General features: G+C 40.0%; 26 protein-coding genes. 16 read left to right on the forward strand and 10 right to left on the reverse strand.

Annotated features, from left to right (window positions below; genetic code table 11):
• Positions 1-7: 7 nt before the first annotated feature.
• Both ACFSR3_RS01450 and mutY read right to left on the reverse strand, forming a co-directional pair.
• Positions 8-457, reverse strand: coding sequence for a single-stranded DNA-binding protein (locus ACFSR3_RS01450; RefSeq protein WP_379819390.1), 450 nt, complete (start codon positions 455-457; stop codon positions 8-10).
• Between the two features lie 37 nt (positions 458-494).
• Positions 495-1,538 carry an A/G-specific adenine glycosylase gene (mutY, locus tag ACFSR3_RS01455; RefSeq protein WP_379819391.1) on the reverse strand — a complete coding sequence of 348 codons (1,044 nt, stop codon included), beginning with the start codon at positions 1,536-1,538 and terminating at the stop codon, positions 495-497.
• Positions 1,539-1,668: 130 nt separating this feature from the next.
• On the opposite strand from mutY, the gene ACFSR3_RS01460 reads away from it, so the two are divergent.
• The 5 genes from ACFSR3_RS01460 (at position 1,669) to ACFSR3_RS01480 (ending at position 6,101) form a co-directional block, all read left to right on the forward strand.
• Positions 1,669-1,965 carry an HU family DNA-binding protein gene (locus tag ACFSR3_RS01460; RefSeq protein ID WP_057671073.1) on the forward strand — a complete coding sequence of 99 codons (297 nt, stop codon included), beginning with the start codon at positions 1,669-1,671 and terminating at the stop codon, positions 1,963-1,965.
• A gap of 393 nt (positions 1,966-2,358) precedes the next feature.
• A complete protein-coding gene (locus ACFSR3_RS01465; RefSeq protein WP_379819392.1) occupies positions 2,359-3,909 on the forward strand; it encodes an Rne/Rng family ribonuclease in 1,551 nt (516 codons plus the stop codon).
• Positions 3,910-4,011: 102 nt separating this feature from the next.
• Positions 4,012-5,082: a DUF6438 domain-containing protein gene (locus tag ACFSR3_RS01470; protein WP_379819393.1), complete on the forward strand. Its 1,071-nt coding sequence runs from the start codon at positions 4,012-4,014 to the stop codon at positions 5,080-5,082.
• A gap of 173 nt (positions 5,083-5,255) precedes the next feature.
• Positions 5,256-5,684 carry a hypothetical protein gene (locus tag ACFSR3_RS01475; protein WP_379819394.1) on the forward strand — a complete coding sequence of 143 codons (429 nt, stop codon included), beginning with the start codon at positions 5,256-5,258 and terminating at the stop codon, positions 5,682-5,684.
• A 6-nt stretch (positions 5,685-5,690) separates the two neighbouring features.
• Positions 5,691-6,101, forward strand: a complete 411-nt coding sequence (locus tag ACFSR3_RS01480) for a hypothetical protein (protein WP_379819395.1) — start codon at positions 5,691-5,693, stop codon at positions 6,099-6,101.
• 34 nt (positions 6,102-6,135) lie between these two features.
• Here the strand turns inward: ACFSR3_RS01480 and ACFSR3_RS01485 are convergent, their stop codons facing one another.
• From ACFSR3_RS01485 to ACFSR3_RS01495, 3 genes are all read right to left on the reverse strand, one after another.
• On the reverse strand, positions 6,136-6,549 hold the full coding sequence (locus tag ACFSR3_RS01485) for a hypothetical protein (protein ID WP_379819396.1): 414 nt from the start codon (positions 6,547-6,549) through the stop codon (positions 6,136-6,138).
• 101 nt (positions 6,550-6,650) lie between these two features.
• Positions 6,651-7,070 (reverse strand): hypothetical protein, encoded by a 420-nt coding sequence (locus ACFSR3_RS01490; RefSeq protein WP_379819397.1) that lies wholly within the window; start codon positions 7,068-7,070, stop codon positions 6,651-6,653.
• A gap of 374 nt (positions 7,071-7,444) precedes the next feature.
• Positions 7,445-7,867 (reverse strand): DUF2541 family protein, encoded by a 423-nt coding sequence (locus tag ACFSR3_RS01495; RefSeq protein ID WP_147278077.1) that lies wholly within the window; start codon positions 7,865-7,867, stop codon positions 7,445-7,447.
• 374 nt (positions 7,868-8,241) lie between these two features.
• On the opposite strand from ACFSR3_RS01495, the gene ACFSR3_RS01500 reads away from it, so the two are divergent.
• From ACFSR3_RS01500 to ACFSR3_RS01535, 8 genes are all read left to right on the forward strand, one after another.
• On the forward strand, positions 8,242-9,060 hold the full coding sequence (locus ACFSR3_RS01500; protein ID WP_379819398.1) for an SDR family NAD(P)-dependent oxidoreductase: 819 nt from the start codon (positions 8,242-8,244) through the stop codon (positions 9,058-9,060).
• 76 nt (positions 9,061-9,136) lie between these two features.
• A complete protein-coding gene (locus ACFSR3_RS01505) occupies positions 9,137-10,033 on the forward strand; it encodes a helix-turn-helix domain-containing protein (protein ID WP_379819399.1) in 897 nt (298 codons plus the stop codon).
• Positions 10,034-10,148: 115 nt separating this feature from the next.
• A complete protein-coding gene (locus ACFSR3_RS01510; protein WP_379819400.1) occupies positions 10,149-10,703 on the forward strand; it encodes a dihydrofolate reductase family protein in 555 nt (184 codons plus the stop codon).
• 208 nt (positions 10,704-10,911) lie between these two features.
• The gene (locus ACFSR3_RS01515) at positions 10,912-11,955 is read left to right on the forward strand and encodes an HAD family hydrolase (RefSeq protein WP_379819402.1); all 1,044 of its coding nucleotides are present in this window, start codon (positions 10,912-10,914) and stop codon (positions 11,953-11,955) included.
• Positions 11,956-12,018: 63 nt separating this feature from the next.
• Positions 12,019-13,599 (forward strand): arylsulfatase, encoded by a 1,581-nt coding sequence (locus ACFSR3_RS01520; RefSeq protein WP_379819403.1) that lies wholly within the window; start codon positions 12,019-12,021, stop codon positions 13,597-13,599.
• A gap of 60 nt (positions 13,600-13,659) precedes the next feature.
• Entirely contained in the window at positions 13,660-14,205 is a 546-nt protein-coding gene (locus ACFSR3_RS01525; protein ID WP_379819404.1) for a hypothetical protein, read from the forward strand.
• A gap of 104 nt (positions 14,206-14,309) precedes the next feature.
• The gene (locus ACFSR3_RS01530; protein WP_379819405.1) at positions 14,310-15,575 is read left to right on the forward strand and encodes an OprO/OprP family phosphate-selective porin; all 1,266 of its coding nucleotides are present in this window, start codon (positions 14,310-14,312) and stop codon (positions 15,573-15,575) included.
• 99 nt (positions 15,576-15,674) lie between these two features.
• Entirely contained in the window at positions 15,675-16,475 is an 801-nt protein-coding gene (locus ACFSR3_RS01535; protein ID WP_379819406.1) for a hypothetical protein, read from the forward strand.
• Positions 16,476-16,525: 50 nt separating this feature from the next.
• Here ACFSR3_RS01535 and ACFSR3_RS01540 read toward each other — a convergent pair whose 3' ends face one another.
• Positions 16,526-16,969, reverse strand: a complete 444-nt coding sequence (locus ACFSR3_RS01540) for a nucleoside deaminase (RefSeq protein ID WP_379819407.1) — start codon at positions 16,967-16,969, stop codon at positions 16,526-16,528.
• Between the two features lie 122 nt (positions 16,970-17,091).
• Between ACFSR3_RS01540 and ACFSR3_RS01545 the strand changes: the two genes are divergently transcribed.
• On the forward strand, positions 17,092-18,861 hold the full coding sequence (locus ACFSR3_RS01545) for a 1-deoxy-D-xylulose-5-phosphate synthase (protein ID WP_379819408.1): 1,770 nt from the start codon (positions 17,092-17,094) through the stop codon (positions 18,859-18,861).
• Positions 18,862-18,907: 46 nt separating this feature from the next.
• The gene (locus tag ACFSR3_RS01550; RefSeq protein ID WP_114757631.1) at positions 18,908-19,858 is read left to right on the forward strand and encodes a DUF3078 domain-containing protein; all 951 of its coding nucleotides are present in this window, start codon (positions 18,908-18,910) and stop codon (positions 19,856-19,858) included.
• Between the two features lie 132 nt (positions 19,859-19,990).
• On the opposite strand, the gene ACFSR3_RS01555 is transcribed toward ACFSR3_RS01550, so the two are convergent.
• From ACFSR3_RS01555 to ACFSR3_RS01565, 3 genes are all read right to left on the reverse strand, one after another.
• Positions 19,991-20,368, reverse strand: coding sequence for a septal ring lytic transglycosylase RlpA family protein (locus tag ACFSR3_RS01555; RefSeq protein WP_379819409.1), 378 nt, complete (start codon positions 20,366-20,368; stop codon positions 19,991-19,993).
• The gene (locus ACFSR3_RS01560) at positions 20,368-20,850 is read right to left on the reverse strand and encodes a septal ring lytic transglycosylase RlpA family protein (protein WP_114757633.1); all 483 of its coding nucleotides are present in this window, start codon (positions 20,848-20,850) and stop codon (positions 20,368-20,370) included. Before ACFSR3_RS01560 ends, ACFSR3_RS01555 begins: the two co-directional genes overlap by 1 nt.
• Positions 20,851-20,933: 83 nt before the next feature.
• Complete coding sequence (locus tag ACFSR3_RS01565; RefSeq protein WP_379819410.1) at positions 20,934-21,374, reverse strand: hypothetical protein; 441 nt, start codon at positions 21,372-21,374, stop codon at positions 20,934-20,936.
• 279 nt (positions 21,375-21,653) lie between these two features.
• Here ACFSR3_RS01565 and ACFSR3_RS01570 point away from each other — a divergent pair, with 279 nt between their 5' ends.
• The gene (locus ACFSR3_RS01570; protein WP_379819411.1) at positions 21,654-22,376 is read left to right on the forward strand and encodes a CPBP family intramembrane glutamic endopeptidase; all 723 of its coding nucleotides are present in this window, start codon (positions 21,654-21,656) and stop codon (positions 22,374-22,376) included.
• Between the two features lie 65 nt (positions 22,377-22,441).
• Here the strand turns inward: ACFSR3_RS01570 and ACFSR3_RS01575 are convergent, their stop codons facing one another.
• Positions 22,442-23,494 carry an Ig-like domain-containing protein gene (locus ACFSR3_RS01575; protein WP_114757636.1) on the reverse strand — a complete coding sequence of 351 codons (1,053 nt, stop codon included), beginning with the start codon at positions 23,492-23,494 and terminating at the stop codon, positions 22,442-22,444.
• Positions 23,495-23,626 lie beyond the last annotated feature (132 nt).

Below are 23,626 nucleotides of genomic sequence, written 5' to 3' on the forward strand. Positions count from 1 at the left end.
TTAAACATTAAAATGGCAGGTCGTCATTAGGAGCCGGCACATTTACATCATAATTCGGTTTTGCGGGTTCGTTTGCTGTCTGCGAAGAAAAACTTTGCTGCTGCTTCTGATCCAGCTCTTTTTTAGTGGTAAGGAAGGTAAACTCCGTTACCTGTATTTCGGTTGTATATTTCGTCTGTCCATCTTCACCCTGCCATTGGCGGGATTTAATGCGTCCCTCTACATATATCTTATCCCCTTTGGTAAGATACTTTTCGCAAATCTCGGCTGCCTTGTTGCGCACCACGAGGTTATGCCACTCTGTAGAAGTAATTTTTTCATTGGTTTGCTTGTTGATGTAAATCTCATTGGTAGCAAGCGGAAAACGCCCAATGCAGTTTCCTCCTTCAAAATAATGAAGCTTTACATCGTCACCCAAATGCCCTATCAGCATCACTTTATTTAACGTACCGTTCATTGTTTTCTACTGATTAGTTAAATCAAATATACCACTTTTAATGCTCACTCCAATATTTCTCTATAAAATTATGGATAACAACAGGAAACGGATATGCCTTTAACGCATTCTCAGAAATTGCGTCAACAACCTCAAAATCAACTGATATTTTCCAAAACCGAATATGCAGGTGCTGGTGCGAAAGCTTATGCACAACGGTATCGGCAATAAGTGTAATATCTTTTGGCGCAAAGCCAAAACCTTTATAATCCCTTATAAGACTTAGGGCTTTATCCTCCGAAACGGCAGTTTCAGTTTCTATAAGCGGGAACTCATACAGGTTATGCCATATCCCTTTTGCCGTGCGTTTCTGCAACATACTAAAGCCACGGTTGTCTTTTAGCACTAAATAATTAAAGAAACGGTTGGTTACTTTTGTCTTTTTGAGTTTAACCGGCAGTTCGGCAACACGTCCGGTCGTGAAGGCAACGCAGTCTTTATTAAATATGCACTTTCCACAATCAGGACTCTTGGGCACACATTGCAACGCCCCAAATTCCATCATCGCCTGATTGAATTCTGAAGCCTGCCCTTTAGGCATTAGTGAAGCCGCCAATTCAGTAAATTGTTTTTTAGCACCCCCCGATGAGATATCGGTATCTATACCAAAAACTCTGGACAAAACCCTGTACACATTACCATCAACCACGGGGACAGCCTCACCATAACTTATAGAGGCTATCGCAGCAGCCGTATAGTCTCCAACCCCTTTTAACTTTAAGAGTCCGGCATAGCTGTCAGGGAAATTACCATTCATTTCGAAGGCTACCAGCTTTGCCGTAGCATGCAAATTACGGGCACGGGAATAATATCCCAGTCCCTGCCATAGCTTTAACACCTGTTCTTCGGGTGCTGCAGCCATGTCGTGCACGGTTGGAAAAGCTTCCATAAAACGTAAAAAATAGGGTAATCCCTGTGCTACACGCGTTTGCTGAAGCATTATTTCGGATAGCCAAACGGGGTATGCGCCAGGCATTTTTCGCCATGGCAAATCGCGTTTGTTTTGTAAATACCAATGAATTAAAGGCTTAGAAAATTCCATAATTATGAACGGGTCAACAAATGTAAAAGTTTATGTTATTAAATTTTAATAGATTAACCTTGAATTATTGTTTTTTTAATTGTTATATTTGCACTCTCAAAAAAATACACAATCATAAATTAGAAAGAAAATGACGAAAGCAGACATCGTAGCGAAAATTTCAGAGAAACTTGGTCTTGAGAAAGGTGATGTACAGGCAACAGTTGAGTCTTTTATGGAAGAAGTAAAAAACTCTCTTGAGACTGGTGATAATGTATACCTAAGAGGTTTTGGAAGTTTCATCATCAAAACGCGCGCTGAAAAAACAGGTAGAAACATTTCAAAAAACACTACCATTAAGATTCCTGCTCACAACATCCCGGCATTCAAACCTGCAAAGATTTTTGTTGACGGAGTAAAAACAAATACTGAGGCTAAAGTAAACTAATTATTAACCACCAAATCCTTTTCAATTATGCCAAGTGGTAAAAAAAGAAAAAGACATAAGGTAGCAACGCACAAACGTAAGAAGAGAGCGAGAGCTAACCGTCACAAAAAGAAAAAGTAGTTCTAAACTACTTTTTCTTGTTTTAAAAGAATTTTTAAGTTCATTGAAAAAAAGGATTTTAGACTTTAGATTTCGGACTTTAGATTTAGCCGCAAAGTGCACTGAATACTGAGACTGAGACTAATAACTCTAATCCTATGGGTACAAAAATACCTGTAAATTAATGTTTAATCCATCTGCACACGGTTGTCGGGTTCAGGGTTTCGGGTTCAGGGTTAACGCTGAACTCAGAACACAAAACTCATAACTGCAAAGCGGATAAAAATGTACAGTGTGAACAAAGAATTAATTATTCGATCTGGTTCTGACGCAGTAGATTTTGCCTTATTAAAAGATGGAAAACTAATTGAATTACACAGCGAGCGCGAAGACAAAAACCAGTTTAATGTTGGTGACATCTTCATCGCCAAGATTCGCAAGCCCGTGGCCGGCCTTAATGCCGCCTTTGTAAATGTAGGCTTTGAAAAAGATGCCTTTTTACATTACCACGATTTGGGTCCGAACCTGGCCTCGATGCTGAAATTCATAAAACTTGTAAGCGCAGGTAAAGTAAAAGATTACTCACTGAAAAACTTTCCTTTTGAACCTGAGATTGACAAAGATGGCGCCATAGGCGACGTGCTTAGTGCCAACCAGTCAATACTCGTTCAGGTGGTTAAGGAACCCATATCTACCAAAGGACCGCGTATAAGCTCTGAGCTTTCACTGGCAGGAAGATATGTTGTTTTGGTTCCCTTTTCAGACAGGATATCTATTTCACAGAAAATAGAATCTAAAGAAGAAAAAGACCGCCTAAAAAGACTCGTGCAGTCTATCCGTCCAAAAGGATTTGGCGTAATAGTGAGAACGGTAGCAGAAGGCAAAAAAGTAGCCGAACTGGACAGAGACCTGCAAAACCTGCTGGACAAATGGACAGGAATGTGCAAACGACTGCCTAGCGCCCATCACCCAAGCAAAGTACTGGGAGAAGTAAACAAAGCTTCATCCATCCTTCGCGACGTATTTAATGATACCTTTACGGGTATTTATGTGGATGATGAGGACCTGTATTACCAAACAAAGGACTATCTGCAGGAGATAGCTCCTCAAAAAGCGAATATCGTAAAACACTACCAAAGCAAAGAGCTGCCACTGTTTGAAAAATACAACATAGAAAGGCAGATTAAAACCTCTTTCGGTAAAACGGTATCCATGAGCAAAGGTGCCTATCTTATTATAGAACACACCGAAGCCCTGCACGTTATAGACGTGAACAGCGGAAACCGCTCTAACAAGGCGTTAAGCCAGGAAGATACCGCCCTTGAAGTAAACCTTATAGCCGCCGCAGAGATTGCGAGACAGCTACGATTAAGGGATATGGGAGGGATTATAGTAGTCGATTTCATAGATATGGGTAATCCTGACAACAGGAAGAAACTCTATGATTTCCTTCGCGAAGAAATGAGCGACGATAAAGCAAAACACAAGATCCTGCCACCTAGTAAATTTGGACTGATCCAGATTACAAGGCAAAGGGTAAGGCCTGAAGTTAATATTAAGACCAAAGAAGCAGACCCTAACAAGGTTAACGGCGAAATTGAAGCCCCTATATTGGTTATTGACCGCATAACGGCCGACCTGGAAAGAATTATGAGGACCCACAAAAAGATCGTGCTTAACGCACACCCGTTTGTGGCCGCTTACCTTACTAAAGGTTTCCCATCAATACGCACAAAATGGTTTTTGGAGCATAAAAAATGGGTTAAGATAATACCACGTGACGCTTACACGTATTTAGAATACCACTTTTTTGATAGCAAAGGAGACGCTATCGCATCAGAATAACAACAAACCGCCCCGGAATACCGTGGGCGGTTTTTTTATTGTTATTTATACTAAAAATCTCATATTTTAAGTTTATACTTACACAACCAATTACCTAAAACTATGAGATATTTTGCCTTAATACTACTAATAGCCTTAACTTCCTGTAAAAAAGAAACCATTATAAAACAGGAAAGGTTTGTAAAAGCAAAAATAATCCCTTCAAAAATAGACAGCCTCAGAACCGATACAGAGATAAAGGAATACATAACAGATATAGACAGTAATTATATCAACTTCAAAATTGTACCCATTCAGGAAATAGGACTTGGAGAAGATGATACTGAAGATCGTATAAAGGTCCTAGCAACAAAAAAAGGGATAAACAAAACTTTCTATAAAGAAGATTTTGACAATAATGGCTACACTGATTTATTAATTATGGGAGGATGGCCAGTGACATCAACAGCATTTAAAGGAACACGTTATAATCCGCACTGGATTGTTGTTATGAATAATGGATCAGTACCCGATAAAATAATCGAAGCACAATTAAGCTATTATATAACCTCTATACCCGAAATTACCAATATTAATAATGAACCTGTTATTAATGTTTATTACTATATCCCAAAAAATCCAATGATTAAAAATTTTCCTTTTGAAATACAAATAGAAAATGATGGCACTGTAAAAAATAAAATTGTGTATCGATACAACGGCTTTACAGAATACAATGCTAACCCTAAAGATAATCACATAGAAAAAATTGAATTCGAATCTGGACCTTGTTTTGGACAATGTCCCATCTATCGTCTTATCATAAACAAAGACAGATCTGCAACATTATTAGCAGAAATGTATAATATAAACAACAACGACACCAAGGAGATAAAAGGCACTTTTAAAGGAAATATTGACTCTTTAACATATAAAAACCTCACCTATTTCCTTAATTATATAGACTTTAAAAACTTAAAAGATCATTACAGTGTATCCCACACCTGTGCAAGAACAGGCTATCTAAAAATTACCTATGATAATGGCAAAACTAAATTCATCAGTGACTACGGAATGATAGGAACATCCGGATTAAAATCGCTATATAGTTATATATCTGAACTGCGATTTAATCAGAAATGGCAAAAAATATCTGACAATACCGCAATTTTAGAAACGCGCATAGAGCCCTAAAACAAATCCCCTATGAGACTGAGTGAAGCTCCGCATTGGTTTAGCTGAATGCAATAATTTTTAGCCTAAGGAGTTCTGCCGTGCCTTTTTGTTCCTTTTGTGGCAAGACAAAAGGAAAACATACTAAACCACCATCTTCCCCGTTATATAGCTATACAAAAACACAACCGCCCATGAAGAATTATATCCGATTGCTGCTGTTGTTAGCCTCTGCAAACTTTTATGGCCATAACCTGGACAATTGCGGACTGGACAACAACCCGGCTCTTACTGATGATGAAGCGGCTTTTCTTAACGCCTGGTTTGGGGAAGATGAAAATGAAGGCTTCGATTTTAAAGGAAAAAAAGTATTGATCGTAAACGGTGCCGACGGGCTTAAATTTGAGTCTAAGACCGATTACTTTAAAGACATTAAACAACGTCTTGAACAAACGGGAATGCCGGTAGCCTCTACCCCTATCCCGCTTACCGAGATGGAAAAAATACAATCCGGCGGGTATGATGCCGTGATTACCCACTGGGTGGATGAACCCATGACCAAAGAGAAAAAAAGGAACATCATAGGCAGGCTTGCCGCCGGCTTTTGGGGTTCGTTAAGCTAAACAACCATGAAACACTTTACCTTACTGCTTTTACTTTTTACATCACTCACATTTGCTCAGAAGCCGGAGCGTTGCGGACTTGACGATAACCCGTTATTAAATAACGATGAGGCTGCCTTTTTGAATAATTATTATAAAGATTCAAGAGGTAATTTTGACTTTACCGGTAAAAAGATAGCTATTGCAACCGGTTCGGCTGCCACGACGCCTTTTAGCAAAAAACAGTTCTTTGGTGCTCTTAAAACCTCCGACAAAGAGAAACCATCAACAAAGCTATACCTTTTCAATAAGAGCGAAAAAGCTGCTTCGGATGGGTATGATGCCGTAATTTCCTTTTACACAAAAAAGGAAGTAGATAAGAAGAAGATCATTGAGATAATACGAAAGGGCGAATGGAATGTCCCGGCAAAGAAATAAAAACAGAAGAACACCAATTGGTGCTCTTCTGTTTTTATTTCTTCCCGTAAACCGTAACATCTGCCGTACCGTTTAAAATTCCCCGGGTATCATACCAAAAATCAATTCTCCGGATACTCTTCGTTCCTCCCCTCAGGTCAATTTCCCTACTTTCTCCGTTCTTAGGAATCTCATACCTGACTTCGATATTTTGAACACCACCTCCATCAAATGTAACTATCATTTTGCGAATATTTAGAGGTGCATCACGAACCGTAAATTTAATTTTCCTGAAATTATCATACGGTCCCTGCACCACGATCGCATCATGGTCGGCGGTATGCCTTGCGTGGGTTGTCCCCAGCACCCTCCAGTTTCCCATAGAGCCTCCTCTGGGTCTGGCTACTCTTTGTGCGCTTACTGTTCCAATGAAAAAGATACAAATAAAAACAAAGATACTTTTTTTCATAACTTACGATTTAATGTTTTAGTAATGAGTTTATTGCATTCTAAAGTTACAAATTAATACCCCTAAAAAACATAAAAAAAGCGCCAATCGGCGCCTTTCATTTATCGCATGGCAAAAACAGTAACTTCTGCCTTTCCTCTTTTAAATTCTTTGGAATCATACCAAAAGCTGATACTGCTTATATTTCGCTTCCCTATTGGTATTTCAAGGGTTTTGCTTTCCCCATTCTTACTTATTGGCAAAGGGCAATCGAGTATTTCCATCTCACCGGAATCGTAAAAAACCCTCATCTCAGTAATGGTAAGCGGATAGTTCCTCACAACAACCTTAAGTTTCTTAAAGTTGGCATCTTTCCGTTTTAACTTTATCGTATTATGATCGGAAGTATGGATTGCATATACGGCACCAAGCTCATGCCAGCCTGCACGGCGTACACCCGTAGAGGGCCAGTAGCCTCCATCCTGCGCATGCAGCATAAGAGAAATAAAACAGCAAATTGCTATGAAAACACCTTTCCTCATTCTTGGCTTAACCAAATTTCTTTTTGAAAATAAAATTTAACCGTAAGCCAATGAGGGGGTTTTTTGGCGGATATAAAGCCTGGAAGAGAAGTATAATTCAGTTTTAATGATTTCCCTGGAAAGGATTTAATCTGCCTAAACAAACCAAATCCTTACCACAGAGTAACCAATTGAATAAGTCTTCCCCCAAAGACCTTTCATAAAGATATAAATATTTGAATATTAAATAAAAAATATTTATGTTTTTTTTAACAATCATTAATAATTGAATTGTTTGAACTATGCAAATCAATTAATAACGGCACTATAAACCAGAACTTTACAAATTTATTCTGTTCATAAAAAAAGCGCAGTTTCCTGCGCTTTCATAAATCTTATTTTCTTCCAAATATGGTCACTTCAGCTTTACTGGTGGTAAAATCTTCCTTATCATACCAAAAATCGATACGTTTAATGGTTCTTATACCACTGTTTACATCCACGGTCTGGCTTTCTCCGTTCTTAGGAATCTCAAGAGGTATGTTGATAGTTTCCTCTTCACCATTACTGTAAACTACATTCATCTTAGTAATAGTAAGTGCTGTATTCCTAACAGTCACTTTCATTTTCTTGTAATTAAGAACAGCTTCTTTTTTTACGATAATAGCATCATGATCGGTAGTACGTACTGCCTCGGTTGATCCTACAATAAGCCACGCCCCGCCAAAAGAGGGTGTTTTTACCCCAAGGTCATTGCCCTGGGTTGTTGCCAGGCCTGCAAGGAACAGGCAAAGCATAAGTAAAGTAATTTTTTTCATCTGCGTCATTTGTACAGGTTATCAGTTTTTTTCGGGGTAATCATTATTTAACTGAAACAATCTTACAAGCTTAAACCCTACATTATCTATGTTAAGTTTTCTAATTTTAACACAATTCATTTTCGTAAGAATTTGCATCGTAAAAAACACTATTCCAGCATATTAAATTTGAAAAATTGCCGTTAAAACGGTAAAGATAAAATTTTTTACAAATATTCAAATATTAAATAAATCTTAAACATAAAGATTCTTACAATCACAATATATATTATTATGTTACTGTCTTTTTGTATCATCAATACAACATTTTGTATAAGACCCGACAGCTACAGCAGGCATAACTTTGTATCATTAATAGTAAACGATACAATACAATGTCTAAAACAATTTTTATAACAGGCGCATCAAGAGGATTTGGGCGTATCTGGGCAGAAGCTTTTCTTGAACGAGGTGATAAAGTTGCTGCAACGGCAAGAAATATTGAAGCACTTAATGATCTTAAAGCTAAATATGGCGATGCCATACTACCGCTTCAATTAAACGTAGATAACAGAAGTGAAGCTTTTGATGCCATTAATAAGGCGGCAAATCACTTTGGCAGTCTGGATGTAGTTATCAATAATGCCGGATATGGGCTTTTTGGCGCAGTTGAAGAAGCCAGCGAACAGGAAGTGCGTCAACAATTTGAAACCAATGTGTTCGGCCTATTATGGGTAACTCAGGCTGCATTGCCAATAATGAGAAAACAGGGACACGGGCACATTATACAGTTATCCAGCGTTCTGGGCATATTTACGCTGCCGGTACTTGGAATATACAATGCATCTAAATTTGCTGTTGAGGGGCTTAGCGAAACACTTGCTCAGGAAGTAAAAGGTTTTGGTATAAACGTGACTCTTGTAGAACCAAATGGTTTTGCTACCGACTGGGCAGGATCATCATCATTCCATAGTGAGTCAATAGAGGCCTATGATGGTGTTAAAAAAGCATTTAATGATGGTCTTACCGATGACGCCTTCGGAATCCCGGAAGCTACCGCTCCGGCGATCCTGAAACTTGTTGACGAAAAAAATCCGCCACTTCGTTATTTCCTTGGTAAAGTTGGACTGCCAACTACTCAACAGGTATATGCTCAACGTTTTGCAGAATGGGAACAATATGCCGATGTTGCCACCGCTGCACACGGTAAATAACAGCCTTATTTTCATTACCTTTACATAAGCATCTGTCTCTAAAAATGGCAGGTGCTTTGCTTAATAACTTTAAAGTATGCAACATTTTAAAACGCTTAGTGACTATACCTGCTTTAATGGTTTTGCACCTCCCGAAAACCCATTGATACACCTTGTTGAATGTGCAAAAGTAGACACCTGTAATATGAGCAATGAAGAATTTACAGGCGACTTTTATATGATAATGTTCAAGAAAATGAAATCGGGAGTTATTGTTTATGGCAGGACAAAATATGACCATGAAAATGGTTCGATGTCATTTATAAAACCGCGTCAGATCATGAAAATGGATAATGTAGAGCTTGAAGAAAACGGTTTTATCATCTTCATTCACGAAGATTACCTTAACGGACACAGCCTTCACTCGGAAATAAAAAAATACGGTTATTTTGATTATGAAGCTAATGAGGCACTGCACCTATCAGCTCGTGAAGAAGCCATAATGTGGGACCTGTTCTCTAAAATGGTGACAGAATACAATAACAACGAGGATGAATACAGCCGTGATATTATGCTAACGCATCTCGATTCTATCCTTAAATACTCGCAACGTTTTTACAAAAGGCAGTTCATTAACAGGGCGCAGCTTTCGGGTACTACGGTTTCTAAGTTTAACGAGGCACTGTATTCATATTCTGAAAACGGTTTGCTGAAAACTAAAGGCCTCCCAAGCGTAAAAGCCATGGCCGACCTGCTGAATACTTCTCCCCGCTACCTTAGTGACCTATTACGTCAGGAAACCGGAAAAACGGCTATTGAGTTAATTCATATCTTTTTAATAAGCGAAGCCAAGAATATGCTGCAGGCATCAGAAAACACAATATCTGAAACAGCCTATTTTTTAGGTTTTGAAAACCCTCCTTACTTCTCCCGACTGTTTAAGAAAGAAGTAGGACTTACCCCTGTAGAATTCAGAAAACAATTTTTAAACTAATATAACCGCCTTTAGGCGGTTTTTTTATTTGTCCTGTTTACCCCCTTTTAATGTCAATTGCACACCACCTGCAAAACATTTCTTTCTGTAACTTTGAGATTATAAATCAATGGTTATGAGAACGCTGAACATTTTTAATTTCATTACGCTTAACGGATTTTACAAAGGCGAGGATAACGACATCAGTTGGCATCGCCATGGCGAAGAAGAGGCTCAATACTCTGCAAATGCCATGAAAGAAGATACTATTTTGCTTTTTGGACGTGTAACGTATGAAATGATGGCCTCGTGGTGGCCTACCCCAATGGCAGCAGAAGCCTACCCGGAAGTGGCCAAAGGAATGAACAATGCCGAAAAGATTGTATTCTCCAACACTATTGAAGACCCGAAATGGATGAACACTAAAGTGATAAGCGGAGATATTATAGAAAAAATACATCAGCTAAAATCACAGCCAGGCAAAGACATGACTGTATTGGGTAGCGGCTCTATAGTGTCACAATTTGCTGATGCAGGGCTTATTGACACTTACCGGATTATGACAGATCCTGTTGTAATTGCCTCGGGCACTCCTATTTTTAACGGGATAAAAAAGCCTTTAAACCTTGAATTAACTGACACTAAAACCTTTAAAAGCGGAGTGATTTTAGCAACATACAAACCCTTATAAACAAAAACAAGAAATCATCATCAATCAAAAAGCAAACAACTTATTTTGCTTTTTAAAGCCCTGAAACGCCATTTTCAGGGCTTTTTTTTGTTGCATTTCTAATTTGCAACATCAAAACCACTTCAGGACAGGTCTTATAAAACGCTTCGGGCATAACTTTGTGTAGAACCAACAGATTGAATTTCAATCAGCAATCAACTAAATCTGTATGAAAAACAAATCTACCCTTCTGGCTAAAACAGCATTGCTTTCATTGCTGTTTGTTGCTACGCCATCCTGCAAAAAAGAAACGGTAAAAGAAACCCAAACCACGAAAACAGAAGCAGTGGCCGAAAATCCATTAGCTTCATGGAATGACGGTAAGAACAAACAGGCCATTATTGACTATGTGAAGGATGTTACCACCGAAGGCAGTGCAAATTTTATTCCGGTAGCCGATCGCATTGCGACTTTTGATAACGACGGTACCCTATGGAGCGAACAGCCCGCTTATTTTCAGTTATTGTTTGTAATGGACAGGATCAAGGCAATGGCGCCTGAACATCCGGACTGGAAAAACAAGCAGCCCTACAAAGCCGTATTGGATAACAATATGCCTGAACTGATGAAAGAGGGCAAAAAAGGCCTTTTTGAGCTGCTAATGACCACGCATGCCGGAATGCCTACCGACGTATTTGAAAAAACTGTTAAAGACTGGATGGCAACTGCCAAACACCCAACCAAGAACAAACCGTATAATCAACTGGTGTTTCAGCCCATGCTGGAGCTTATCAACTACCTAAAGGCAAACCAGTTTAAGGTATTTATAGTATCAGGAGGAGGCATCGAGTTTATGCGTGCCTGGGCAGAAGATACCTATGGCATTCCTAAAGACCAGATTATTGGCAGCACCTTTAAAGAACAATTTGAAAACACTAAAGGAAACCCTACCATAACCCGATTGCCCGAACTTGAATTTAACGACGACAAAGAAGGCAAGCCTGTTGCCATAAATAAATTCATAGGCCGCAAGCCTGTAATTGCCGTAGGTAACTCTGACGGCGACCTGCAAATGCTTCAATACGCCGCCTCAAACCCTTTAAAGAACCTTGAAGTATACATTCACCATACTGATTCGGTAAGGGAATGGGCATACGACCGTAAATCGCATATAGGAGGTTTTGACAAAGGTTGGGATGAAGCTGCCCAAAAAGGCTGGCTTATCATAGACATGAAAAAAGACTGGAAAGTAATCTATCCGGGAGATAAATAAAAAACAACAATTTTTAAACATTACAAACCACTCCTTAGATTATAAGGGTAATAAACCACAATTATGAAAAAAACAAACCTCTTTCTGTCTGCTTTGTGCCTCTTGAGCTATGGCTTTACCAATGCACAAAGCAAAGACCCTAAAAAGCCTAACATCGTTATCATTATGGTAGATGACGTGGCCCAGAATTCATTAAGCTGCTACTCACTGGGTATGCAATACCCTACGCCTAACATTGACCGTATTGCTAAAAAGGGATTGCTTTTTACCGACAGTTATGCTCAGCCGAGCTGTACAGCAGGTAGGGCTGCCCTGATTACGGGACAATTACCTATAAGGACAGGTCTAACCACTGTAGGGCAGCCTGGTAACCCGGTAGGTCTTAAAAAAGAAGACCCTACACTTGCAGAACTGCTTAAACCAATGGGATACATGACCTGCCAGATTGGTAAAAACCACCTTGGCGACCGTAATGAGCATTTACCAACAGTACACGGATTTGACCGTTTTTACGGCATCCTTTACCATCTTAACGTACTGGAAGAACCACAGCAGGAAGATTATCCTAAAGGTGAAGCATTTAAAAACAAATATGGCCCAAGGGGTATTATTGAATCTTTTGCCAGTACCAAAGACGATGGCACAACAGATCCGCGCTTTGGGAAAGTAGGTAAACAAACCGTTAAAGACCTTGGCTCTCTAAGTATTGAAGCAATGAAGTCGTTTGATGACACCTGCGTTAAACGTTCTAAAAAATTCATGAAAGATGCTAAAGATGCTAATAAGCCTTTCCTGCTATGGCATAACAGCAGCAGGATGCACGTATATACGCATTTAAAAGACGAGCATAAAAACCTTGCAACGCCTATAAGTGAAGACATGGACAAATTTGGCTCAGGACTTATAGAACACGACATGCAGGTAGGGCAATTATTAGATTACCTTAAAGAACTGGGTATTGAAGACAACACTATAGTAATTTATACCAGCGATAACGGTCCTGAGCAATCTACGTGGCCAGATGCGGGTACTACAATGTTCCGCGGAGAAAAAATGACAACCTGGGAAGGTGGCGTTCGCGTACCGTTCCTAATTTGCTGGCCAAATACTATTCCTGCCGGAGAATACCGTAACGGAATCACTTCGCTCGAAGATGTATTGCCAACTATTATGGCTGCTGTAGGAGAAAAAGATGTAAAAGAAAAACTGGCAAAAGGATACAAAGCCGGAGACATGACTTATAAAGTTCACCTTGATGGTTTTAACAGTCTTGACTACTGGTCTGGCAAAACCAAAACACCGGCACGTAATGTGTACTACTACTGGTACGAAAGCTCATTATCTGGTGTACGGGTAGGTGCATGGAAAATGCTGTTTGCTACAAAACCAACAGGCAAATACAACGACGACCTTGTAAAACACAGTATGCCTATGCTATTCAACCTAAGAAAAGACCCATTTGAGGTATACGATGGTGAAATAGGTTTCCACCAGATCATGAAAAAATCATGGGTAATACAACCGGCTATTGGTTACATTCAGGATCTTATGGCAACCTTCCAGGAGTTCCCGGTACGTCAGGGATCGGCCTCGCTTGACATGAACAAAGCGGTAGAAGCTGCACTCAAAGCATCAACAAATTAAGATTTAGTTTTATAACATCCCGGAATGCACTTGTATTCCGGGATTTTTATATTAATTATAATGAAGAGATTAACTATAATTCTATTTCTGATGGTGGGCTGGCAAACTTTTGCCCAGGAAGAAGCCCACGAAGAAAGCGAAAAAGGAACGCACAGAATCTCATTATCCTTAAGTCATAATAATATCTCACAGGGAGCAAGAAGCGACGGAGCCAAACCAAAATGGCTTTCGCTGCCAGCATGGTCTCTGGATGATGATTACTGGCTATCAGACAGATGGGCCATTGGGCTGCATACCGATTTTATAGTTGAAGATTTTTATGTAGAAGCTAACCTCTCGGGAGAAGATAAAACCCTCGAGCGTAGCTCACCCATAGCTCCCGCAGCAGTTGGGATCTATAAAGCTACAAAACATAGTAGTTTCCTTTTTGGAGCAGGTGCCGAAATTGCCAAAGAAGAAACCCTTTTCCTGAATCGCGTTGGCTACGAATGGGGTACCGAAATCAGTAAAGGCTGGGAACTTAGCCTTACCGCCTGCTACGATTTTAGGTGGAATGCCTACGACAGCTACCTCATAGGCATTGGTGTTAGCAGGAAATTTAAATAAGGAAATCAGATTGTAATACTGATTTACTTAAAAAAAGACAGCTGTACTAAAAACACAATTTTCTACTATTAAAAGGCAATTTCCTTTATTTTAAACAACCCCTCATGCTCAGGAAAATCTACCCCCTATTACTTTTATTCTTAAGCTTTAGCTGTTTTGCACAGTTTAACGAACCCGTAGACTCTACGCAAACCCAGGTTTTAGGAACCCGGGGAAAAACAGGCACTTTTGATATGCCCGATGTACCAAAAGGATGGCTGAACTGGACTAATTATGACGGGAAATACTTTTCGTATAAACTGGGGTTCGCCCCAATTCTTGATTATACCGGCTTTGTACAGGATAGTGACAGTAAAACCCAGGTGGGAAAGCAAAATGACGAAGTCGAACTCCGTTCGGCACGTATGAATATTGGTGGAACTATTAAAACAAAACTCCCTTTCCGTTATTTTTTTAGTGTGGAGTACAAGGGCTTTGACCGAACTCCTGAAGAAAATGCATTTGGCATTACCGATGCCTACCTTGAAGTGCCCATAAGTGACGCATTAGGAAAAGTACGCTTTGGGAAAATTAAAGAAACCTTTGTGTACGAAATGGTGGGCGATGCCGCCAACCTTCCGCATACAGAGAGAATACTTAATCCGTTTTTTGCCTCCAGGAATATCGGAATCATGTACATGAACTATGCTTTTGACAGGAGAATGAGCTTTGCCGCTGGATGGTACAACAACTGGTGGGTAGACGGGCAATCTTTTAACGAAAGTGCCAACACCTATACCGCCAGAATTACCGGATTGCCCTATTTTAGAGATGACACTAACTTTTTACATCTTGGGGCATCATTTAGAAATACCGAAACCGAAGGAAACGTTTTCAGGTATAAGGGAAAAGACGAATCAAACGTTAGCGATTATTATGTAGATACCGGAAATATAGCCGCAAAACAAACATGGAATATAGGTTTTGAATCGTTACTTTCCGTACAAAAATGGTCGTTCCTTGCAGAGTACGTTAACTCCTGGTGTGACGTTTTGAGTGCACCCAACGTTCAGTTTAGCGGTTACTACCTTACTACAAGCTATGTATTTAAAGGAGTTCAACGTATTTATGATAAAAAAGTAGCCTCTGCCCGCCGAATCATGCCCGACCATAAAGGCGGTTCATGGGAACTGGTGGCACGAATCTCAAAACTGGATATGGATGATAAAAATATAGAAGGAGGCACGCTTAATAAATTATACCTGGGTCTTAACTGGTGGGCAACACATCATTGGCGCATTGCTACAGGCTATGGTCTTGGCCAGCTTAAAAAAGACAACCTAACCGGTTATACCAACAGTTTTATGGTTCGCCTTCAATGGATATATTGACACAACAATTTAAACATCATATTTTCAATACTTTATAAAAAAACCATATCAATTCAATGATTGCCTTTAAGTTATAAACCAACACTTAATCAGCTTTTTATGAAATTAAAACTACCATTAGTTGCATTATTAGGCCTTGCTTTATTTTCAGTAGCCAATGCCCAAACCTCAGATCAGGCACAGGCAGAAGAACTGGCTAAAAAACTTTCTAACCCAATAGCAAGCCTTATCAGTGTTCCTTTTCAGAACAATACCGATTATGGTATCGGGCCTAATAACGGAACACGAAACACCATGAATTTCCAGCCGGTACTGCCTCTAAGCATCAGCGAAAAATACAACCTGATAACCCGTATGGTACTGCCTATAGTAACGCAATACAACGTTACGGCCCCCGGAGCTAAAGAAAACGGACTGGGAGATGCCGTGGTAAGTGGTTTTTTTAGCCCCAAACAAAGCAGCTTTACCTGGGGTGTGGGTCCTGCATTATTAATTCCGACAGGAACCGATGATTTTCTGACTACTAAGAAATTTGGTGTGGGGCCAACGGCTGTTGCCCTGAAGCAATCGAACGGATGGACTTATGGTGCCCTGATTAACCAGATATGGAGTGTGGCTGGCGATGATGACAGGCCGGATGTAAACCAGATGTTCTTACAGCCTTTTGTAACCTACAACTGGAAAAGCGGCGCAGGCCTTGGTGCCAATATGGAACTTACTCAAAACTGGGAATCGAGCGATACTACGATATGGCTAAGCCCCATTGTGAGTGGTATGACAAGCCTTGGCGGGCAAAAAGTATCGCTGGCAATAGGACCGCGCTTTAATCTTGCTGCCCCTGATGGTTCTAAAGCCGACTGGGGATGGAGAGCCGTGGTAATATTTGTTTTCCCAAAATAACAATTCCCAACTTTATGAAAAAGCAAAGGCGAATCTTAATTGATACGCCTTTATTTTCTTCGTTTCTTAAAAAAATCTTTCACCAGCTGTCCACATTCTTCTGCCATAATACCGGTTACAACTTCAGTCTTTGGGTGCAGCTTTCCACCCATTATTCTGTAGCCCCTGTGTGTATCTTCGGCACCAAAAACTACTGTGCTTATCTGGCTCCAGTATAAAGCCCCGGCACACATCTGGCAGGGCTCAAGTGTTACATAAAGCGTACAACCTGTAAGGTACTTACCTCCAATAAAATTTGCTGCCGCTGTAATGGCCTGCATCTCGGCATGGGCCGTAACATCTACAAGCAGTTCGGTAAGGTTATGCGATTTTGCAATAACCCTGTTATCTACCACAACCAGGGCACCTACGGGTATTTCGCCTTTATCAAATGCATCCTGCGCCTCAATAAGCGCCTTCTTCATAAAATACTCGTGAGTAAAAATATTCTCCATGCCACAAAAATACAGCATTTGTTCATACGGTTATTGGGTTATTTATACCGTATCCGACAAATAAACAAATCAACGAATAACCAAATCAACAATAATCGTAAATTTGCTATTCATTACAAGCAATGGCAGATACTTTCTTAAACAGCATTAACGATCCGGCCGACCTGAGAAAACTCAGCCCGGAACAGCTTCCGCAACTCGCAGAAGAACTGCGCAGGTTTATTATTGATATCGTTTCGGCCAAAGAGGGCCATCTCGGTGCAAGCCTTGGTGTAACCGAGCTTACCATTGCACTGCATTATGTATTTAACACCCCTGATGATCTTTTGGTATGGGATGTAGGCCATCAGGCTTACGGACATAAACTGCTTACAGGCCGCAGGGATAAATTTGATACCAACCGCCAACTGGATGGCATAAGTGGTTTCCCAAAACGCAGCGAAAGCGAGTATGATACCTTTGGCACAGGCCATAGCAGTACCTCTATATCGGCGGCACTGGGTATGGCTATTGCCTCTAAACTAAAAGGCGAAACCGAGAAAAACCATATTGCAGTAATAGGCGATGCTTCCATAGCATCGGGAATGGCTTTTGAAGGCCTGAACCATGCAGGTGTGACCGACGCCAACTTACTGGTGATACTCAACGACAATGCTATTGGTATTGATCCGAGTGTAGGGGCACTCAAAAACTACCTTACTCAGGTAAAAGAGGGTACCAATCCGCGTGATAATAACATGATCAAGTCGCTGAACTTTGACTACAGCGGCCCCATAGATGGACACGACCTGCCTGTATTACTAAAAGAACTTGAAAGTCTTAAACATAAAAAAGGCCCTCGTTTCCTGCATATCATCACTACCAAAGGCAAAGGACTGAAACAGGCCGAGGAAGATCAGGTAAAATACCACGCTCCGGGTAAGTTTGACCGCCTTACAGGCGAACTTCTGGCTATTGCCGACGATAACCTTCCTCCTAAATATCAGGATGTATTTGGGCTAACACTGGTAGAACTGGCGCAACAAAACGAAAAGATAATAGGCATAACGCCTGCCATGCCATCGGGCAGCTCCATGAAATTTATGATGGAAGCTTTCCCTGACCGCGCTTTTGATGTAGGCATTGCCGAACAACACGCTGTAACCCTTGCTGCCGGTATGGCAACACAGGGCATGATAGTGTATTGCAATATTTACTCAACCTTCCTGCAAAGGGCTTACGACCAGCTGATACACGATGTTGCACTGCAAAACCTTCCGGTTATTTTTTGTCTTGACAGAGCGGGACTCGTAGGCGAAGATGGAGCTACTCATCATGGCGTTTTTGACATTGCCTACCTGAGGTGTATTCCTAATTTGACTGTTTACGCTCCGCTTAATGAAAGCGAGTTGCGAAATATACTTTATACCGCGCAGCTGGGGCTTGAGCATCCTATTGCTATTCGTTACCCACGCGGACGTGGAGAAAGCACTGACTGGCAAAAACCCTTCGGGAAAATAGAGATAGGCAAAGCCAATCTGCTAAAAGGAGGTACTAAAGTAGCCATACTTTCTACCGGAACCATTGGCAATAATGTAACAAAAGCACTTGAACAAAGCGATAATGCCTCGCTTTTCTCGCATTACGACTTTGGTTTTATAAAACCTCTTGACATCCAATTGCTGCATGAGATCTTTAACCAGCACGAAGAGGTTATTACCATTGAGGATGGATGCATTAGCGGAGGTTTTGGAAGTAGTATTTGTGCTTTTGCAGCAAAGCAGGGATACTCCTTAAAAATAAGGGTTTTAGGAGTACCTGACACCTTTATTGAACAGGGAACTGTGGCCCAATTGCAACATTTATGCGGAATTGACGTTAAAAGCCTTAAAGATATTTTTTCAGCTTACTGAAAAAATGACGACTTTTGCACCGAATTTTCCAATAAAACTGTTCAGAATGAGATTAAAAGCCTGCGTAATTGCACTATTATGCATCCTATTTAGCCCGACTACTAAAGCACAAGTACTAGTAACTACTACCCTTCCTGACACGATAACCAACTGGGAGCGAACCAACACCATAGGCCTCGACCTTAATCAGGTAGCCTTTGTGAACTGGAATGTGGGAGGTAACAACTCTGTTGCGGGTATTGCCAAAGGGCATTTCATTAGAAAATATTCAAAAAAATACCTGAACTGGAATAATGAGCTTATCCTGAAATACGGGCTTAACAGACAGGAAGGCCAGGGTACCCGTAAAACTGATGACCAGATAGAGCTTAACTCTACCTTTGGTTACCGTACCGATACGGTTTCTAATTGGTATTATGGCGCTAAATACAACTTTAAGACACAGTTTGCCAACGGTTATAACTACCCTAACACAACCGAAGAAATCTCGGGGCCATTCTCTCCTGCATATATCTTTTTGGGTATAGGTTCGGAGTATATCCGTAAAGATTTAGGCTTTAACCTGTATATGTCGCCGCTTACTGCGAAAACAACGATTGTAACCGACAACAGGCTTGCCGATCAGGGTGCTTTTGGAGTACCGGCTGCAACCTATGATGCCGATGGAAACTTATTGACACACGGAAAGAATGTACGCACCGAGGTAGGTATATTAATTACCAACCAGTATAAGCACCAGATATTTACCAATATCATGCTCGATAACCGTTTTACCTTTTATACCGATTATATCAACAACTTTGGTAATATAGATGTTGACTGGCAAATGCAGCTTGACCTCACTGTAAACCAATATGTAAAGGCAAATGTGGGCATGCACATGATTTATGATGATGATATTAAGAACAAGGTAGAGAAAGATGGTGTTCAGGTAACTGAAGGGCCAAGAATTCAGCTAAAGCAAATGCTTGGTGTAGGACTGAGCTATACTTTTTAGATTATTAGAGAGTTAGATTATCGGATTATTAGTCCACTTCACTCATCTCTATAAACAAAATACCCACGCAATGCGTGGGTATTTTGTTTCGAATTAGTCGAAAGATCTAAACATCGAACTTCGGACATCCGGCTACTTAGCAACCTCTATCGATACATACATATGCCCCTTTCGGGTTTTACCTGCAATTTTGTTATAAGCCTTTTTAGAAAGATCTATATCAAACCCTCCTGAGAAGGGTCCACGATCGTTTACAACGACTATTACCCACTTACCGTTATCTACGTTCGTAACCTTTACTTTCGTGCCAAACGGAAGCTTTCTGTGCGCCGCAGTCATTTTGCTGTTGCTAAAACGTTCTCCGCTGGCTGTTTTCTTTCCGTTAAACTTATCGGCATAGTAACTTGCTTTTGCCTTCTTATCATAAGAAGTAAAAGCCCCTTTAGACGACGAACAGCCCGTAAGGGCTGTAAGTGTTATAATAAATAATAAAATGATGTATCTGCGCATTATTCAGCCGGCTCTATGATTTCCATTTTTACTTTAAAGCTGCCACATCCTTTTTTAGATGCGATTTCCATAAAAGCAGTCTTGGTAAGGTCAATCTCAAGCTTTTTGCTGTATGGTCCACGATCGTTTACCTTAACATCAACATATTTCCCGTTGACTTCATTGGTAACGCGCACCATTGTCCCGAATGGGAGTTTCATGTGTGCAGCAGTGTATTTCTTGTTATGGAAACGTTCACCACTGGTTGTTTTCCTGCCATTAAACTTATCAGCATAATAAGTAGCAAGAACATTTTGTTTGTAGAGCGTCAGTTTAGGTTCTGCAGGTTTAGCTTCTACTGTTTCAGTAGTATCGGCAACCTTAATTGCAGTAATCTTTTCAATCTTTTTAGTTTTGGAAGCTGTCTCTGTACTTCCTGTTGTAAAGCCCGTTATTATTAGCAACAATAATGACACACTAAAAACGATAATTTTATTCTTCATAATAATTATAATTTTTCGGTTTTATGTTTAACAATAAGCATGCCATAAGACACAAAAAGCCTCATCGAGGCTTCATTATGCGGTTAACTTAACCACTGATCCCACGGAATCCTGCTTAAAAGCAGTATCAATCCTATAGCATAAAAAATCGCAATTTTTCTAAATTTAGCAGTGCTGTCTTCTGTCCTTTTGTGTTTAGACCACCCTATCGTTATGAGAACAATTGCTATCAAATTGATAAAAGGGTGCTCTACAAGCACTTTTCTAAGTTCGGCATTTTTCATTACCTCTCCCATGCCCAACTGTTTGGCAACATCCATTTTGGCAGACACAAACAACAGCACCAAACCAATTACAAACTGAACGTGTGTAAATATTAAAGCCAGCATCGATATTTGTCTGTCTTTTGGCAGGAATGCCCTTTTTGACGACAAAGCCACAAATGCATTAATAATTGCTAAAAGCAAGAATACTAATACTGCATAAGCCCAATACGAATGCAGGTCTAAAACACCTTGATACATAGTTAAGTTTTTGTTTTGGAAAGGCAAATATAACCAATTACGTATAAAAACCGACTTAAAAAACCCTGTTAATTTAGTGTTAACGTTTGTTTAGAACCTGTCTAAGAACCAATTAACACCGCTAACACACCAAGACTAAAGGGGTTACACCGTGATATAAATTATTATAACCGGAAAAAAAATGTTATTTTAAGCCATGTATTTTCTTACATGCGCAGAAAAACCATCAGATTTTAATATTTTTAATTTTCACACAGACCAAAACTCAGTTCATAAAGCATGAAAATAAACACCAACATTAAAAAAATCAATTGGTTACAGATTTTTCTTTTTTACAGCATAGTCCTTATTGGGACTTACCTTATTCGCAAACTGCCAAATCTTTTAAACCTTATACTGGAAAAGATAACCTCAATTCCTTTTTCATTTAACTACAATCACGGACTGATAACCCTTATTACAGCTTTATTGTTTTACAGGTTTACAAATATAAAACAGACTGCTACTCTCTTAGGTAACCATAAACTAAAAAGCATCCTTTTTCCGGTTATATTATTAGGGTGTTATTCGGTATACGGAATTGAAAACAACCACGGAGTAAACAAACATGTATGGGCAATTATTTTCTGTTCGTTAGCACTCATTTACAACATAATGGAGGAGTATGCATGGAGAGGCTATCTTATTGACAGTCTTTCTTCACTAAACTTCATCTTAAAAAGCCTTATTTCCGGAATATTCTGGGCAGTGTGGCATCTGTTGGTTTTTCAAAACTTCGATCAGTATGGCGGGTTTTGGATATTTTTATTATTCTGCCTCATCTTCTCCTTTATTCTGACTTTTGCGATACAACGCACAAACTCTGTAGTAGCTTCGGCATCCATCCATGGTTTTATAATACAAATGAATATTGCCACAATAGTATGCTTTGTAATGTTTATGCTGGTACTCTTTACCTGGAAGAAAAAAGAGAAGCCCGCAGCAATTACACCAGCCAAGTAAAAACAAAACCCCAAAGTTTACTCTTTGGGGTTTAATAAATATGAAATTTATTTACAATGGATTTCTTAGTTTAGCGATACTGCATCAATACCTACAACAGTTGAGTAGATATCATCCGACACGTCGGTAGTCATGAATATTACATATACCGGACCTGTAAGACTTCCAAAATTAATAGTTTTACTTGTCCAGCCTGTAAATCCGGCATAGTCATCACCATCATCCGGCATACCCGGGAAACCTTCGCACTGGGTAACATTCTCGCCAATAGTGTTTACACTGGTAACAAACTCTACATGAGCACCATTCTGCCCTACAACAACTGCCATAAACGAGTCGTCAAACTCACTGCCTACATACTCAAGGAATTCAGCAGAAAGGAAGTTGTAGTTAAAACTTAATGATGAAGCTGAATTAGAATCGAATGGACCTAATATCATTGCACTTGATGTTCCTCCAATAGCGTTGTTAGCCGACACCAGAGCATCTCCGCTTGTAATAGCAGCAAATGAAGAACCTGCAAACGGACTAAGACAGCCCAGAGAAGCAGAAACTATGTTTCCATCACCAATGAAAACCATACCATCAGCCCCGTTTTCAAAACCTGTAGCATCACCTAATGATGTTGAAGGTACAGAATAAGTAGTATACTCATAGCTCATTTCCTGATATAGCGGCTGCCCGCCATCATCCTGTATACCTGTAGTAAGATTAATCTCAACGTTTGCATTATCAGCAAAAGTCTTATAGGGCATAAATGTTATGATCGCATACCCATTAGCTGCCTCATTTACTGAAATGGTTCCCCCTACTTTACGGCCATTTTCTTTTACGATAAAAGTATTTTCATTAACCGTAGAAAGCAAAACTTTGTCGTTCATAAAAAATACTGCAGGAGTATTTGCAGGATATTGCTGACCTGAAACCGACGGCACTGCCTGAGCCACTTCAAGTGGCGTAGTGTCATTAAGATCGATTACAGCGGTAACACCACCGGTGCCTTTGTTTACAATAGTGTAAAAATCATCATTGGTGTTTCCGGAATTGCTATCATCACTCGAACACCCCGTAAAAACTAAAGCTGCAAGTAGCCCTGAGCATAAGATAATTTTTTTCATACTTTTTGGTTTAAGTTGGTTTAAGTATGATTTAAACAGGCGGGCTTATAAAAACCCTACCCGCTTTAAATACACACATGGCAAATTTAATACACTATACAACAATCAACCATACCCATTACTGGGGATTTT

Source organism: Flavobacterium suzhouense, from assembly GCF_042684765.1.
Taxonomy (GTDB): Bacteria; Bacteroidota; Bacteroidia; order Flavobacteriales; family Flavobacteriaceae; genus Flavobacterium; species Flavobacterium suzhouense.